11 protein-coding genes are annotated in these 16,257 nt (G+C 72.3%); 8 read left to right on the forward strand and 3 right to left on the reverse strand.

Annotated features, from left to right (window positions below; translation table 11 throughout):
* Positions 1-48 precede the first annotated feature (48 nt).
* Together IEZ05_RS20920 and IEZ05_RS20925 are read left to right on the forward strand one after the other, a co-directional pair.
* Entirely contained in the window at positions 49-2,157 is a 2,109-nt protein-coding gene (locus tag IEZ05_RS20920; RefSeq protein ID WP_189231703.1) for an MMPL family transporter, read from the forward strand.
* A gap of 259 nt (positions 2,158-2,416) precedes the next feature.
* Positions 2,417-3,817, forward strand: coding sequence for a glycoside hydrolase family 16 protein (locus IEZ05_RS20925; RefSeq protein ID WP_189231704.1), 1,401 nt, complete (start codon positions 2,417-2,419; stop codon positions 3,815-3,817).
* Positions 3,818-3,884: 67 nt separating this feature from the next.
* On the opposite strand, the gene IEZ05_RS20930 is transcribed toward IEZ05_RS20925, so the two are convergent.
* Entirely contained in the window at positions 3,885-4,808 is a 924-nt protein-coding gene (locus tag IEZ05_RS20930; RefSeq protein WP_189231705.1) for a helix-turn-helix transcriptional regulator, read from the reverse strand.
* A gap of 157 nt (positions 4,809-4,965) precedes the next feature.
* Here IEZ05_RS20930 and tkt point away from each other — a divergent pair, with 157 nt between their 5' ends.
* Genes tkt through gnd form a run of 6 tightly spaced genes read left to right on the forward strand, consistent with a single transcriptional unit; the run spans position 4,966 to position 13,488 of the window.
* Positions 4,966-7,041, forward strand: coding sequence for a transketolase (gene tkt, locus IEZ05_RS20935; protein WP_189231706.1), 2,076 nt, complete (start codon positions 4,966-4,968; stop codon positions 7,039-7,041).
* 42 nt (positions 7,042-7,083) lie between these two features.
* Complete coding sequence (tal, locus tag IEZ05_RS20940) at positions 7,084-8,253, forward strand: transaldolase (protein ID WP_189231707.1); 1,170 nt, start codon at positions 7,084-7,086, stop codon at positions 8,251-8,253.
* Positions 8,250-10,028 carry a glucose-6-phosphate dehydrogenase gene (gene zwf / locus IEZ05_RS20945; protein WP_189231708.1) on the forward strand — a complete coding sequence of 593 codons (1,779 nt, stop codon included), beginning with the start codon at positions 8,250-8,252 and terminating at the stop codon, positions 10,026-10,028. Before tal ends, zwf begins: the two co-directional genes overlap by 4 nt.
* Entirely contained in the window at positions 10,025-10,960 is a 936-nt protein-coding gene (gene opcA / locus IEZ05_RS20950; protein WP_189231709.1) for a glucose-6-phosphate dehydrogenase assembly protein OpcA, read from the forward strand. The genes zwf and opcA overlap by 4 nt, the downstream gene beginning before the upstream one ends.
* Positions 10,953-12,605, forward strand: coding sequence for a glucose-6-phosphate isomerase (gene pgi / locus IEZ05_RS20955; protein WP_189231710.1), 1,653 nt, complete (start codon positions 10,953-10,955; stop codon positions 12,603-12,605). Before opcA ends, pgi begins: the two co-directional genes overlap by 8 nt.
* Before the next feature lies 1 nt (position 12,606).
* The gene (gene gnd, locus IEZ05_RS20960) at positions 12,607-13,488 is read left to right on the forward strand and encodes a phosphogluconate dehydrogenase (NAD(+)-dependent, decarboxylating) (RefSeq protein WP_189231711.1); all 882 of its coding nucleotides are present in this window, start codon (positions 12,607-12,609) and stop codon (positions 13,486-13,488) included.
* 52 nt (positions 13,489-13,540) lie between these two features.
* On the opposite strand, the gene IEZ05_RS20965 is transcribed toward gnd, so the two are convergent.
* On the reverse strand, positions 13,541-15,337 hold the full coding sequence (locus tag IEZ05_RS20965; protein WP_189231712.1) for a bifunctional sugar phosphate isomerase/epimerase/4-hydroxyphenylpyruvate dioxygenase family protein: 1,797 nt from the start codon (positions 15,335-15,337) through the stop codon (positions 13,541-13,543).
* A 15-nt stretch (positions 15,338-15,352) separates the two neighbouring features.
* Positions 15,353-16,231 (reverse strand): shikimate dehydrogenase, encoded by an 879-nt coding sequence (locus tag IEZ05_RS20970; RefSeq protein ID WP_189231753.1) that lies wholly within the window; start codon positions 16,229-16,231, stop codon positions 15,353-15,355.
* Positions 16,232-16,257 lie beyond the last annotated feature (26 nt).

Raw genomic sequence — 16,257 nt, forward strand, 5'->3', positions numbered from 1 at the left:
GACCCGAGGCTGGTGGCGATGTCGGAAGACGAATCGCCGGGAGGGACCGTGCTGTCCACACTCGCCCGGGCGGCGACCCGCCGCCCCCTGACCGTGATGCTCCTGTGGGGCCTGTTCCTGCTGCTCGGCTTCGGCCTCGGGACGGGCGTCTTCGGGAAGCTCTCCGACGACGTGCCCGACGTCCCGGGCACCGAGTCGCAGCTCGCCGCCGAGTACCTGGACGGCCTGGACCCGGCGGGCGACTCGATCACCGGCGTGGTCGAGTCCGCCGCCGTGTCGGATCCCGACGTGCGTGCCGAGGTGCGGCGGGCCGTCGCCGGCCTGAGGGACGTCGCGGGCGTCGCCGCGGTGCCCGACCCGTACACCACCCCCGGCCTGGTGGCCGAGGACGGCAGGGCGCTGATCGTCCCCGTCACCTTCGAGGGCGGTCTGGACGACGCCGCCGAGGAGGAGGCGGTGGACGCGGCGGCCGCGCGGCTGCACGGGATCGACGCGTCCGGCGTCCATGTCAGCGGCGGCCCCCTGCTCGGCGAGCAGCTCGGCGAACGCGCCCAGGAGGACGTCAAGAACGCGGAGTTGATCTCCCTGCCGGTCGTCCTGGTACTGCTGCTCGTCGTGTTCGGCGGGCTGCGCGCGGCCGGGCTGCCGCTGCTGGTCGCGCTCGCCGGCATCGCGGGTGCCTTCCTGGCCCTGTTCGGCTTCAGCCAGGTCACCGACATCTCCGTGTACGCGATCCAGGTCACGACGATGCTGGGGCTCGGCCTCGCCGTGGACTACGCCCTGCTGATGCTGGTCCGCTTCCGGGAGGAGCGGCGGCACACGGCGGACGTGACCGAGGCCGTGCACCGCACCGTCGCGGCGGCCGGGCGCACCGTGCTGTTCTCCGGGCTGACCGTGGCCGTGAGCCTGGCCGGACTGCTGGTCTTCCCCAGCACGTTCCTGCGCAGCATGGGGCTCGCGGTGGCGGCGGTGGTCGTCGTCGACATGCTGGCCGCGCTGACGCTGCTGCCCGCGCTGCTGGCGCGGTTCGGCGGGAGGATCGCCCCGGCGAGGACACGGCCGGACGGGGAGGAGGGCCGGCTGTTCGCCCGCCTCGCCCGTTTCGCCGCCCGTCGGCGCGTGGCCGTCCTGGCCGTCGCCGTCCCGGCCCTGCTGGTGCTGGCGCTGCCCCTCACCGGCATGCGCATCGGCATCGGGGACGCGCGGCAGCTCCCCCGGAGCACCGAGGCGCGGCAGCTGCACGACGCCGTCGACACGCACTTCCCGCCGGGTACCGGGGTCGAGCCGGTCACCGTGGTGCTGCGGCCCGGCACCGACGCGGCGACCGCCGGCCGGATCGGCGCGCTCGTGCCGGGCGCCGAGCGCCGTGACCTGCCCGGCGGCACGACGGTGCTCGAACTGCCGCCGGGCGGACCGGCCGACGGCGCGGCGGCCACCGAGCTGGTCGAGCGCGTACGGGACATCCGCGGCGACGCCCCCGTCCAGGTCACCGGCACCGCCGCCCAGTTGGCCGACTTCCGGCAGATGCTCGCCGACCGGGCGCCCTGGGCGGCGCTGACCGTGCTGGCCGGGATCTTCGCGCTGTTGTTCGCCTTCACCGGATCGGTGCTGCTGCCGCTGCGCACCGTCGCGACCACGCTGCTCAGCCTGGCCGCCGCGCTCGGCGTCGTCGTGTGGGTGTTCCAGGACGGGCATCTGGCCGGGCTGATCGGCGCCGAGGGGCTGGGCGCGCTGAGCCTGACGGCGCCACCGCTGATCATCGGGATCGCCTTCGGACTCGCCATGGACTACGAGCTGTTCATCCTGGCCCGGATGCGCGAGGCCCGGGAGCGGGGCGAGGACGACCGGGAGGCCGTGGTGTCCGGGCTGCGTCGCTCGGGGCGCGTGGTGACCTGCGCGGCGCTGCTGCTCGCGGTGGTGTTCGGCGCCTTCATGACGGGCGGGTTCTCCCCCATCCTGCAGATCGGTCTCGGCCTCACCCTGGCGGTGCTGGTCGACGCGACGGTCGTACGGATGCTGCTGGTTCCGGCGACCATGGCGCTGCTCGGGCGGCGTGCCTGGTGGGCGCCGGGGCCGCTGCGCCGGGCGCACGAGCGGTTCGGCGTGCGCGAGGAGGCCGTCGCCGTCCCGGCCGCGCCGGAGCCGGCACACCGGTGACGCGGCCGGTCCGCGGTCCCTCTCCGACAGTGCGGCGAGGGGCCGCGGGCGGGCACCCGCGGGAACCCGATTCACGGCCGCTGGCCCCCTTCAGGTACTGAACTCCCTTGGTCACAAAGGACTTTCTCGGTTTCACCTCTTGACGACGGCCACGGCCGGGAGCACATTGGCCGCACCCTGAGAGCGCTCTCACCGCTCGATCGGAGCGCACTCGGACCGTCCGCGCTTCCCCCTCCCCCACCCGAGAGGCGACCCCCACATGAGAGAGACCTCCGGCAACCCGCCCCGACGGCCGAGACCGCTGCGCCGGGCCCTGGTGGCCGTCGTCGGCACGCTCGGCCTGGCGGCGGCCGCCACGGCCGTCACCGGCCCGTCCGCGAACGCCTCCGCTCCCCCGCCCCCGTCCGGCTGGACGCAGGTCTTCGCCGACGACTTCGACGGCGCCGCCGGCTCCGGCGTGAACACCTCGAACTGGCAGTACGCGACCGGGACCTCGTACCCCGGCGGCCCCGCCAACTGGGGCACCGGCGAGATCGAGACGATGACGGCCGGCACGGACAACGTCTCCCTGGACGGCAACGGCAACCTGCGCATCACCCCGCGGCGCGACGGCGCCGGCAACTGGACCTCGGGCCGCATCGAGACGCGGCGCACCGACTTCCAGCCCCCGGCCGGCGGCAAACTGCGCGTGGAGGCCCGCATCCAGGTCCCGAACGTCACGGGAGCCGCGGCCAAGGGCTACTGGCCGGCGTTCTGGATGCTCGGCGGCCCCTACCGCGGCAACTACTGGAACTGGCCCGGCGTCGGCGAGATCGACATCATGGAGAACACCCAGGGCCTCAACACCGTGTGGGCCACGCTGCACTGCGGCACCTCTCCCGGCGGCCCGTGCAACGAGACCAGCGGTATCGGCGGCAACACGCCGTGCCCCGGGACCACGTGCCAGGCCGGGTTCCACACGTACCGGGTGGAGTGGGACCGTTCGGCCAGTGTGGAGGAGATCCGGTTCTCCGTCGACGGGACCACCTACCACACGGTGCGCCAGAACCAGGTCGACGCGACGACCTGGGCCAACGCCACGAACCACGGCTACTACGTCATCCTCAACGTGGCCATGGGCGGCGGCTTCCCGAACGCCTTCGGCGGCGGCCCCGACGGCGGCACGCAGCCCGGTCACCCGATGCTCGTGGACTACGTCCAGGTGCTGTCGTCCGGTGGGGGCGGCACCACGCCTCCCCCGGCCGGCAGCCGGGACGCGTACGGCACCATCCAGGCCGAGTCCTACGACGCCCAGTCCGGCACGATGACGGAGGGCACCTCCGACTCGGGCGGCGGACAGAACCTCGGCGCGCTCGCGAACGGCGACTGGGCCCAGTACAAGGGTGTGAACTTCGGTTCGAACGCCGCGACGCAGTTCACCGCCCGGGTCGCGAGCGGCGCGGCGTCCGGCGTCAGCGGCCTGGTGGAGGTGCGCCTGGACAGCCGCGGCAGCGCGCCGGTCGGCAGCTTCGCGGTGGGCAACACCGGCGGCTGGCAGTCGTGGCGGACCGTCCCGGCGAACATCGGCGCCGTCACCGGCACCCATGACGTGTATCTGACCTTCACCAGCGGCCAGCCGGCCGACTTCGTCAACGTGAACTGGTTCGGCTTCGGACACTGACCCGCACGGCCCCCACAGGAGGGCGGAGGGCTCCACGCGCGCGTGGAGCCCTCCGTCGTGCGGGGTCTCAGCGCAGCTCCGCCCGGAACGCGGCCGGGGTCATGTCCGTGTGCTGCTGGAAGAACTTGGAGAAGTTCGCCGCGTCCGGGAAACCGACCGCCGCCCCGACCCGGCCGATCGGCATGTCGGTGTGGGCGAGGAGCCGCTTGGCCTCCAGCACCACCCGCTTGTCGATGAAGCCCTTCGGCGTCTCGCCGGTCGCGGCGCGCACCGCGCGGACGAGGGTGCGGCGGGAGTAACCGAGCGCGTCGGCGTAGGCGCTGACGCTGTGATTGGTGGCGAAGTCCCGTTCGACCGCGTTCCGGAAGAGCGTGAAGGTGGTGTCCCCCGGCGCTTCCGCCTGCCCCGTGCCCTGCCGCTCCTGCTGTGCCGAGCTGGCCGCGAGATGGGCCAGGCGCAGCAGGAACGCGGTCAGCGTGTGGCGCAGCACCGCGGTGTGCAGGCTCAGCGGGAGGGTCGTGGCGTCCTCGTACTCGCGTCGCAGCTGGTCGAGCGAGGCGGTCAGCGCGACGAGCCGGGCCTCGTCGGGGCGGAGCAGGGGCGGCAGGTCGTAGCGGTAGAGGCCGGTGGCCTCCACGGTGGCGCGGGGCAGGAAGCCGGGCTGCATGGTCAGCACCGTTCCGCGGTACTCGCTGTCGGGCGAGAAGCGGTGGACCTGGCCGGGCCGGATCCACAGCAGCTCGCCGGCCGTCGCCTCGTACTCGGCGAAGTCGATCATGTGACGGACCGGTCCGCCGGTGAAGAGCATGACGACGTGGAAGTCGATGCGGTGCACGCGGTGCAGCGGGGCATGCGCATGCCAGGTGCGGCCGGCGCCCATGGGGCCGACCTGCATGCCGACGCCGAGGAGGCTGAGATCGACCGGGAAGGGGAAGGTTCTGATCCCGTCGCCGCCATCGCCGTCGCCGTATTGGGTGTGTTCGTCCGCCATGTCCTTCTCGCGCCGTGCCGCCCGTACGCCGTGACGCCGGGGCGTGTCCCAGTTTCACCACAGGCTGGCACACCACGACCTTCACTCTCAAAAGTCAGACTTTTAAGTTTGAACGCGTCAGACCAGATACTCCGCTCCGATCGAGGATTTCTTGAAGATGAGCACGCAGACAACGGACAGCTTCGAATGGACCGAACTCGACCGGCGTGCCGTCGACACCGCCCGTGTTCTGGCGGCCGATGCGGTGCAGAAGGTGGGGAACGGCCACCCGGGCACGGCGATGGCCCTCGCCCCGGCGGCGTACACGATCTTTCAGAAGGTGATGCGGCACGATCCCGCGGACCCGGAATGGACCGGCCGTGACCGCTTCGTCCTGTCCCCCGGGCACACCTCGCTGACCCTCTACACGCAGCTCTACCTCGCCGGGTACGAGCTGGAGCTGGACGACCTCAAGGCGTTCCGCACCCACGGCTCGAAGACGCCCGGCCACCCGGAGTACGGGCACACCGCGGGCGTGGAGACCACGACCGGCCCGCTCGGCCAGGGCGTCGCGAACGCGGTGGGCATGGCGATGGCCGCCCGCTACGAGCGCGGCCTGTTCGACCCCGAGGCCCCCGCGGGCGAGTCCCCCTTCGACCACACGATCTGGGCGATCGTCTCCGACGGCGACCTCCAGGAGGGCGTCTCCGCCGAGGCGTCGTCCCTCGCCGGTCACCAGAGGCTCGGCAACCTGGTCTTCCTGTACGACGACAACCACATCTCCATCGAGGGCGACACCGCGACCGCGTTCTCCGAGGACGTGCTGAAGCGGTACGAGGCCTACGGCTGGCACGTGCAGCGCATCGAGCCCGCCGAGAACGGCGACGTCGACGTGCACGCCCTGCACGCGGCCCTGACGGCGGCGAAGGCCGAGACCGGGCGCCCCTCCATCATCGCCATGCGCACGATCATCGCCTGGCCCGCGCCGAACGCCCAGAACACCGAGGCGTCCCACGGCTCCGCCCTCGGCGAGGACGAGGTCGCGGCCACCAAGCGCGTCCTCGGCTTCGACCCGGAGCGGTCCTTCGAGGTCGCCGACGACGTGCTCGCCCACACCCGCGCGGCCCTGGACCGGGGCGCCGAGGCGCACGCCGCCTGGGACAAGCGGCTCGACAAGTGGCGCGGCGCCCAGCCGGACCGCGCGCAGCTGTTCGACCGGGTCCTCGCGGGCCGCCTGCCCGAGGGCTGGCAGGACGCGCTGCCGGTGTTCGAGCCCGGCAGGGCGGTCGCCACCCGCGCCGCGTCCGGCAAGGTCCTCCAGGCCCTCGGCCCGGTCCTGCCCGAGTTGTGGGGCGGCTCCGCCGACCTGGCCGGCTCGAACAACACGACCATCGACAAGACCAGCTCCTTCCTCCCCGAGGGCAACCCGCTGCCGGAGGCCGACCCGTACGGGCGCACCGTGCACTTCGGCATCCGCGAGTTCTCGATGGCCGCGGAGATGAACGGCATCGCCCTGCACGGCAACACCCGCGTCTACGGCGGCACCTTCCTGGTGTTCTCCGACTACATGCGCAACGCGGTGCGGATGTCCGCCCTGATGCAGCTCCCGGTGACGTACGTGTGGACGCACGACTCCATCGGCCTGGGCGAGGACGGCCCCACCCACCAGCCCGTCGAGCACCTGGCCGCGCTGCGCGCCATCCCCGGCCTCAACGTCGTCCGCCCGGCCGACGCCAACGAGACCGCGATCGCCTGGGCCGAGATCCTCAAGCGGCACTCCACCGCCCCGGCCCCGCACGGCCTCGCACTGACCCGCCAGGGCGTGCCGACGTACGAGCCGAACCCGGACGCCGCGCGCGGCGGCTACGTCCTGAAGGAGGCCTCCACCGGCTCTCCGGACGTCGTCCTGATCGCCACCGGCTCCGAGGTGCAGCTCGCGGTGGCCGCGCGGGAGGCGCTGGAAGCGGAGGGCACCCCCACCCGGGTGGTGTCGATGCCGTCCGTCGAGTGGTTCGAGGAGCAGCCGCGCGAGTACCGCGACAGCGTGCTGCCGCCGTCCGTGAAGGCCCGGGTGGCCGTCGAGGCCGGGATCGGCCTGACCTGGTACCGCTTCGTCGGCGACGCGGGCCGGATCGTCTCCCTGGAGCACTTCGGCGCCTCCGCCGACGCCAAGACCCTGTTCGCCGAGTACGGCTTCACCGCCGAGCACGTCACCGCCGCCGCCCGGGAGTCCCTCGCCGCCGTCCGCGGCTGAGCCGACCGGGTCCGCACGCCGAAAGAACCGCAGAAAGAGAAGATGATCACTGTGACCGAAGCAACCGCCACCGCGGGAGCACTGCGACGCCTGTCCGAGGCGGGCGTCTCCATCTGGCTGGACGACCTGTCGCGGCGGCGGATCGAGTCCGGCAACCTCGCCGAGCTGATCGCCACGAAGAACGTCGTCGGCGTCACCACCAACCCGTCGATCTTCCAGGCCGCCATCGGCTCCGGCGAGGGTTACGAGGAGCAGCTCGCCGACCTGGCCACCCGGGGCGTCGCCGTCGACGAGGCGGTCCGCATGATGACCACGGCCGACGTCCGCGCCGCCGCCGACGTGCTGCGCCCGGTGTACGACGCCACCGGCGGCCGGGACGGCCGGGTCTCCATCGAGGTCGACCCGCGCCTGGCCCACGACACGACGGCCACGATCGCCGAGGCACGGCAGCTGGCCTGGCTGGTCGACCGCCCCAACGTGATGATCAAGATCCCGGCGACGAAGGCCGGCCTCCCGGCGATCACCGAGGTCATCGGCGCGGGCATCAGCGTCAACGTCACGCTGATCTTCTCGCTGGAGCGCTACCGCGAGGTCATGGACGCCTACCTCGCCGGTCTGGAGAAGGCGCGGGCGGCCGGCATCGACCTGTCGGGCATCCACTCCGTGGCCTCCTTCTTCGTCTCCCGCGTCGACAGCGAGATCGACAAGCGGCTGACGCTGCTGGGCACCGACGAGGCCCTCGCCCTGAAGGGCAGGTCGGCGCTGGCCAACGCGCGACTGGCCTACGAGGCGTACGAGAACGTGTTCGGCTCTGCCGACGATTCGACACAGCCGGGCGACCGGTTCACCGCCCTCGCCGGCGCCCGGGCCAACGCCCAGCGCCCCCTGTGGGCCTCCACCGGGGTGAAGGACCCCGCATATCGGGACACCCTGTACGTGGAGGAGCTGGTCGCTCCCGGCACCGTGAACACGATGCCGGAGGCCACCCTGGACGCCGCCGCCGATCACGGTGACGTCCGGGGCGACACGGTCACCGGTGGTTACGCCCAGGCCCGGGCCGACCTCGCGGCCGTGGAGCGGCTCGGCATCTCGTACGACGAGGTGGTGGAGCAGCTGGAGCAGGAGGGCGTCGCCAAGTTCGAGGCGGCCTGGCAGGACCTGCTCGACGCCGTGACGAAGTCCCTGAACAGCAAGGGAGTTGACGGGGAATGAGCGAGGAGCTTCCCGCTACGACGGTCCACGAGACCAAGGCGACGAAGGAAGCCAAGGAGGCGACGGCGTCCCAGGAGGCCGCCGGACCGCTGACGGCCGAGGAGACCGACGCGTCTCCGGCCGCCGGGGCCCCCGAGGCCGCCCGGGCGAGCAGGTCCGCACGGTCCGCCAGGAAGTCGAAGGCGGCCGGCAGCGCCGAGAAGGCGCAGAGCGCAGGGACGGGCGAAGGCACCGTCGAGCCCGTGGCACCGCTCGACTGGAGCAATCCCCTGCGCGATCCGCAGGACCGCCGCCTCCCGCGCATCGCGGGCCCTTCCGGCCTGGTCATCTTCGGCGTCACGGGCGACCTGTCCCGCAAGAAGCTGATGCCGGCCGTGTACGACCTCGCCAACCGGGGTCTGCTGCCGCCGGGCTTCTCCCTGGTCGGGTTCGCCCGCCGGGACTGGGAGGACCAGGACTTCGCCGAGGTCGTGCACGACGCCGTCAAGGAGCACGCGCGCACGCCGTTCCGCGAGGAGGTCTGGCAGCAGCTCGCCGAGGGCATGCGCTTCATCCCCGGCGACTTCGACGACGACGACGCGTTCGAACAGCTGCGCAAGGCCGTCGAGGAACTGGACGCCTCCCGCGGCACCAGCGGCAACTACGCCTTCTACCTCTCCGTGCCGCCGAAGTTCTTCCCCAAGGTCGTCCAGCAGCTCAAGAAGCACGGGCTGGCCGACGCCCCGGAGGGCTCCTGGCGCCGCGCGGTCATCGAGAAGCCGTTCGGCCACGACCTGGACAGCGCCTGCGACCTGAACGCGCTCGTGCACGACGTCTTCGATCCGGAGCAGGTCTTCCGCATCGACCACTACCTGGGCAAGGAGACCGTCCAGAACATCCTGGCGCTGCGCTTCGCCAACCAGATGTACGAGCCGATCTGGAACCGGTCCTACGTGGACCACGTGCAGATCACCATGGCCGAGGACATCGGCATCGGCGGCCGGGCCGGCTACTACGACGGCATCGGCGCCGCCCGCGACGTCATCCAGAACCACCTGCTCCAGCTGCTCGCGCTCACCGCGATGGAGGAGCCCGCCTCCTTCGACGCGGCGTCGCTGCTCACCGAGAAGCTGAAGGTGCTGAAGGCGGTACGGCTGCCGGACGACCTCGGCGAGCACACCGTGCGCGGGCAGTACGCGGCCGGCTGGCAGGGCGGCGCGCAGGTCCCCGGTTACCTGGAGGAGGAGGGCATCGACCCGGCCTCCACCACCGACACCTACGCCGCGGTCAAGCTGGCGATCGACAACCGCCGCTGGGCGGGCGTCCCGTTCTACCTGCGCACCGGCAAGCGCCTGGGCCGCCGGGTCACGGAGATCGCGGTGGTCTTCCAGCGGGCGCCGCACTCCCCCTTCGACTCCACCGCGACGGAGGAGCTGGGCGAGAACGCGATCGTCATCCGCGTCCAGCCCGACGAGGGCATGACGGTGCGGTTCGGCTCGAAGGTGCCGGGCACGTCGATGGAGATCCGGGACGTGTCCATGGACTTCGCGTACGGCGAGTCCTTCACGGAGTCGAGCCCGGAGGCGTACGAACGGCTGATCCTGGACGTCCTTCTGGGCGACGCCAACCTGTTCCCCCGTCACCAGGAAGTGGAAGAGTCCTGGCGGATCCTCGATCCGATCGAGGAGTACTGGGCCACGCACGGCAGGCCCGCACAGTACGCCTCGGGCAGCTGGGGACCCCAGGAAGCCGACGAGATGCTCGCACGAGACGGACGGAGCTGGCGCAGGCCATGAGGATCGACCTGACCGACACCACGGCAAGCAAGGTCAACAAGGCGCTGGTGCAGGGCCGCCGCGCCATCGGCACCCCGGCCGTGGGCATGGTCCTGACGATGGTGATCGTCACGGACGAGGAGAACGCCTACGACTCGATCAAGGCCGCCGAGGAGGCCTCGCACGAGCACCCCTCGCGCACCCTGGTCGTCATCAAGCGGCATGCCCGCAACCTGCGCGACCGCACCCGCTCGCACCTCGACGCCGAGGTCCGCGTGGGCTCGGAGGCCGGCACCGGCGAGACGGTCGTGCTGCGCATGTACGGCGAGGTGTCCGAGCACGCCGACTCGGTCGTGCTGCCGCTGCTGCTGCCCGACGCCCCGGTCGTCGTGTGGTGGCCGGTGGAGGCGCCCGACAACCCGGCGAAGGACCCGCTGGGCGCGCTGGCCCAGCGCCGGATCACCGACCTGTACGCGGTCGAGCGGCCGATGGAGGTCCTGGAGAAGCGGGTCCGCTCCTACGCGCCCGGCGACACCGACCTCGCCTGGACCCGGCTGACGCTGTGGCGCTCCATGCTGGCCGCGGCGCTGGACCAGGCCCGGGTGCCGGTGACCTCGGCGACCGTGGAGGCCGAGGCGGACAACCCGGCCGCCGAGCTGCTGGCCCGCTGGCTGGAGGCCCGGCTGAACGTGCGGGTCGACCGGGTGGTCACCGACGGCCCGGTCGTCACGGCCGTCCGCCTGGGCACCGCGAACGGCGAGATCGTCATCGACCGGCCCGAGGGCCCGCTCGCCACACTCACCCTGCCGGACCAGCCCCCGCGTTCGCTCGCGCTGAAGGTCCGCCCCACCTCCGAACTCATCGCCGAGGAGCTCAGGCGCCTCGACGCGGACGAGATGTACGCCATCGCCCTGCGCGGCGAGGCCGACAAGGAGACGCCCGTCCATGTCTGACACCCCCAAGCTCACCGCCCGGCCCGAGTGGACGGCGCTGAAGGACCACCGTGCGGACGCCCTCGCGCGTCCCGACCTGCGCGAGCTGTTCGACCGGGACCCGGGCCGGGCCGAGCGGTACGTCGTGCGCGTCGGCGACCTGCGCATCGACTACTCCAAGAACCTGGTCACCGACGAGACGCTGTCCCGCTTGCGGGAACTGGCCGCCGCCACCGACGTGTTCGGGCTGCGCGACGCCATGTTCCGCGGCGAGCGGATCAACATCACCGAGGACCGCGCCGTGCTGCACACCGCGCTGCGCGCCCCGCGGGACGCGGTGATCGAGGTCGACGGCGAGAACGTCGTCCCCAAGGTCCACGCCGTCCTGGACAAGATGGCCGACTTCGCGGACCGGGTCCGTTCCGGCGAGTGGACCGGTCACACCGGCAAGCGCATCCGCAACGTCGTCAACATCGGCATCGGCGGCTCCGACCTCGGTCCCGCGATGGCCTACGAGGCGCTGCGGGCCTTCACCGACCGTTCGCTGACCTTCCGGTTCGTGTCCAACGTGGACGGCGCCGACCTGCACGAGGCGGTCCGGGACCTGGACCCGGCAGAGACCCTCTTCATCGTGGCGTCCAAGACGTTCACCACGATCGAGACCATCACGAACGCCACCTCGGCCCGTTCCTGGCTGCTGGCCGGGCTCGGGGGCGAGGAGAAGGCGGTCGCGAAGCACTTCGTCGCCCTGTCGACCAACGCCGAGAAGGTCGCCGGCTTCGGCATCGACACGGCCAACATGTTCGAGTTCTGGGACTGGGTCGGCGGACGCTACTCGTACGACTCGGCGATCGGTCTGTCCCTGATGATCGCCATCGGCCCGGACCGCTTCCGGGAGATGCTCGACGGGTTCCGCATCGTCGACGAGCACTTCCGCAACGCCGAGGCGGAGGACAACGCCCCGCTGATCCTCGGCCTGCTGGGCATCTGGTACGGCAACTTCTTCGACGCCCAGTCGCACGCGGTCCTGCCGTACAGCCACTACCTGTCGAAGTTCACCGCCTACCTCCAGCAGCTCGACATGGAGTCCAACGGCAAGTCGACGGACCGCGAGGGCCGCCCGGTGGACTGGCAGACCGGGCCGGTGGTGTGGGGCACGCCCGGCACCAACGGACAGCACGCCTACTACCAGCTGATCCACCAGGGCACCAAGCTGATCCCGGCGGACTTCATCGGCTTCGCCCGGCCGGTGGCGGAGCTGAGCGACGAGCTGAAGGCCCAGCACGACCTGCTGATGGCCAACTTCTTCGCCCAGACCCAGGCGCTCGCCTTCGGCAAGACCGCCGACGAGGTGCGGGCGGAGGGCGTGCCCGAGGAGCAGGTACCGCACCGCACCTTCCACGGCAACCACCCCACCACGACCGTCCTGGCCGGCGAGCTGACCCCGTCCGTCCTCGGTCAGCTGATCGCGCTGTACGAGCACAAGGTGTTCGTGCAGGGCGCGGTGTGGAACATCGACTCCTTCGACCAGTGGGGCGTCGAGCTCGGCAAGGTCCTCGCCAAGCGCGTCGAACCCGCCCTGACCGAAGGCGCGGACGTGCCCGGTCTCGACCCGTCCACGGCCGCGCTGGTGGCCGCCTACCGTGAACTGAAGGAAGTGCACTGACATGCAGATCGGTCTCGTTGGTCTCGGCAAGATGGGCGGCAACATGCGCGAGCGCCTGCGCAACGCCGGTCACACCGTCGTCGGATACGACACCAATCCGGAGAAGGCCGACGTCGCCAGCCTGGTCGAGCTCGTCGAGCAGCTGGAGCGGCCGCGCGCGGTCTGGGTGATGGTCCCGGCCGGGGCCGCCACACAGCACGTCATCGACCAGCTGGCGACACTGCTCAAGCCCGGTGACACCGTCATCGACGGCGGCAACTCCCGCTGGACGGACGACGAGAAGCACGCCGAGGAGCTCGGCAAGCGCGGCATCCACTTCGTCGACGCCGGTGTCTCGGGCGGCGTGTGGGGCCTGAAGAACGGCTACGCGCTGATGGTCGGCGGCGAGAAGGAGCACGTCGACGACCTCAAGCCGATCTTCGACGCGCTCAAGCCGGAGGGCCCGTACGGCTACGTCCACGCGGGCAAGGTCGGCGCCGGGCACTTCTCCAAGATGGTCCACAACGGCATCGAGTACGCGATGATGCAGGCCTACGCCGAGGGCTGGGAGCTGCTGGAGAAGGTCGACTCCGTGGACAACGTCCGCGAGGTCTTCCGGTCCTGGCAGGAGGGCACCGTCATCCGCTCCTGGCTCCTCGACCTGGCCGTCAACGCCCTCGACGAGGACCACCACCTGGACAAGCTGCGCGGCTACGCGGAGGACTCCGGCGAGGGCCGCTGGACCGTCGAGGCGGCCATCGACAACGCGGTGCCGCTGCCCGCGATCACCGCCTCCCTGTTCGCGCGGTTCGCGTCCCGGCAGGACGACTCGCCGCAGATGAAGATGATCGCCGCGCTGCGCAACCAGTTCGGCGGGCACGCCGTGGAGTCGGCGAAGAAGTGATCCGCTCGTACGCCCCCGCCCGGCCCTCCGGCCGGGCGGGGGCGTCGGCGTGTCAGCCGCCGGTGAATCCCCGTACCGCGTGCTGCGCGGCCAGCCGGACCGGGGCGTTCGCCGCGCCGTAGCCGCGGTAGCCGTCGTCGCGCTGGACGAGTTCGAAGAAGACCCGGCCGACGGTGTGCGTGTAGCAGTGCCGGAAGGTGCCGTGGTCGTCGCGGTCGTAGAGGATGCCCAGCTCCCGGTACGTCTCCAGCTCGCCGTCCGCGAACGCGAAGCGGGCCGCGAGGTCGTCGTAGTAGTTGGCCGGGATCGGCAGCAGCGCACCGCCGGCGGCGCGGTAGCGACGGGCGGCGGCGACCACGTCGTCGGTGGCCAGGGCGATGTGCTGGGCGTGCGCGGTGTCGTCGGTGGGTGCGGCGCCGACGGTCAGCACGATGCGGACGGCGCCGTCGCCGGTGGTGACGGCGCGGCTGCGCAGCAGGCCGTAGGGGTCGGCGACGTCGACGCTCTCCTGCGGGCGCAGCCCGAGGACGCTGCGGTGGAAGAGCGCCGCCTCGTCGAACTGGTGCCAGGGCTGGGCGAGGGAGAGGTGGTCGACGCGCCCGCCCGGCGCCGCCTCGGCGACGGCCCCCGTGTCCTCGAAGTCCGCCCGCCAGTCGGACGGTCCGGGGCGTTCAAAGGCGCAGAAGAACAGCTGCGTGCCGTCGGGTGCGGCGACCGCCTCCAGCGGGGCGTCGCCCGGGGCGCGGCGGCGCGGCAGCACCGGGGCGAGCAGGGCCTCGGCCCGGCGGGCCGCCCCCGCGGGGTCGGGCGACTCGAGGCCGACGGCGGCGAGGCGGGTGCCGTCGCGGCGTTCGGCCGGTCCGGTGTTGACGAGGACCCGGGCGTCGCCCCACTGCCACAGGTCGACGGGTTTGCCGCGGTGGCGTCCGGTGCGGGTGAAGCCCAGCGCGTCGAGCACGGCCGAGACGGGGGCGGCGTCGGGTGTGACCAGTTCGGCGAAGGCGATACCGGTGGGCACGACGGGCGCGGGCTGCGCCGCGAGGCCGGCCTGCTCCTGGAGCGCCAGCAGGGAGCGCCGGCCGTCCACGGCGGTGGGCCCGGCCTCGGACTGCCGGAAGACGTCGTTGAAGACTTCCAGGGAGAGCGGGCCGTCGTAGCCGGTGCGCAGCACGTGCCGGAGCAGCCCGGCGAGGTCGAAGCCGCCCTGGCCGGGGAAACAGCGGTAGTGCCGGCTCCACTGGAGGACGTCCATCGCGAGCAGCGGGGCGTCGGCGAGCTGGAGGAAGAAGATCTTTTCGCCGGGGATGTCCTCGATGCCCTTGGGGTCGCTGCCGCGCGAGAGGATGTGGAAGCTGTCGAGGCAGGTGCCGAGCGCGGGGTGCCCGGCGGTCTCGACGACGCGCCAGGCGTGGTCGTAGGTGCTGATGTGCCGGCCCCAGGCGAGCGCCTCGTAGGCGACGCGGATGCCGTGGTCACGGGCCAGGTCCGCGAGGCGGCCGAGCTGTTCGGCGGCGAGGTCGTCGTCGTCCAGGGCGTGCGGGGAGACGTTGGAGCAGACCAGGACGGTGTCCGCGCCGAGCCTTCCCATCAGGGCGAACTTGTGCCGGGCGCGGCGCAGCGCCCGGGCGAACTCCTCCTCGGGCAGCGCCTCGATGTCCCGCATCGGCTGGTAGAGGTCGACGGTGAGTCCGAGGTCGGCGCAGCGGGCGCGGACCTCCTCGGGGGTCAGGGGGCTGGCCAGCAGGTCGTTCTCGAAGATCTCCACGCCGTCGAAGCCGGCCCGGGAGGCGGCCGTGAGCTTCTCGGTGAGGGAACCGCTGAGGGAGACGGTGGCGATGGACGTCCGCACGTGACTGCCTCTTCTCTACCGCGGGGCCCCGAGGGCGCCCGCCAGGTCGGTGATGTCGGCGAGCATCCGCACGGCGTCGGGTTCCCGCCCGGTGAACAGCCGGAACGCGTCGACGGCCTGGAAGACGGCCATGCCGCCGCCGTCGAGCGTGGCGCAGCCCAGCGCGCGGGCGGTGCGCAGCAGCTCGGTCTCCAGGGGCCGGTAGACGACCTCGGCGACCCACAGCCCGGGGTGCAGCAGGCCGGCGGGCAGCGGCAGCCCGGGGTGGGCGGCCATGCCGGTGGGGGTGGCGTGCACGATGCCGTCGGCCCCGGTCAGCAGCCCGGGCAGGCGGTCCGGGCCGGCACCGGTGGCGCGGCCCTCCCCGAAGTGCCGGTTCAGCGAGGCGGCGAGCGCGGCGGCCCGCTCGGGCAGCGCGTCGACGACGGTGACCTGTCCGGCGCCCAGGGTCAGCGTGGCGTGGGCGACGGCGGCGCCCGCGCCCCCGGCACCGAGCTGCACGACCCGCTCCAGCGGCGCGTCGGGCAGCCCGCGGGCGAAGGAGGCGGCGAACCCGGTGACGTCGGTGTTGTGGCCGGTCGCCCGGCCGTCCTCGTCGAAGACGACGGTGTTGACCGCGCCCAGCGCCTCGGCCTGCGGGGCGAGGGCGTCCAGGTGCCCGATGACGAGCTGCTTGCACGGGTGGGTGATGTTCAGCCCGTCGAAGCCCAGGTCGCGGGCGGCGCGTAGCAGGTCGCCCACCGCCTCGGGCGGGACGCCGAGCACGTCGATGTCGATCAGCCGGTACAGGTAGCGCAGACCCTGCCGGCCGGCCTCCCGCTCGTGCAGTGCCGGGCTGAGCGACGGGCCGATCCCCGAACCGATCAGTCCGACGAGAAACGAGTCCTTGGCCACCTGGCCCTCCCTCACGGATCACTAAT

The sequence above is a fragment of the Streptomyces flaveolus genome (genome assembly GCF_014648815.1).
Taxonomy (GTDB): Bacteria; Actinomycetota; Actinomycetes; order Streptomycetales; family Streptomycetaceae; genus Streptomyces; species Streptomyces flaveolus.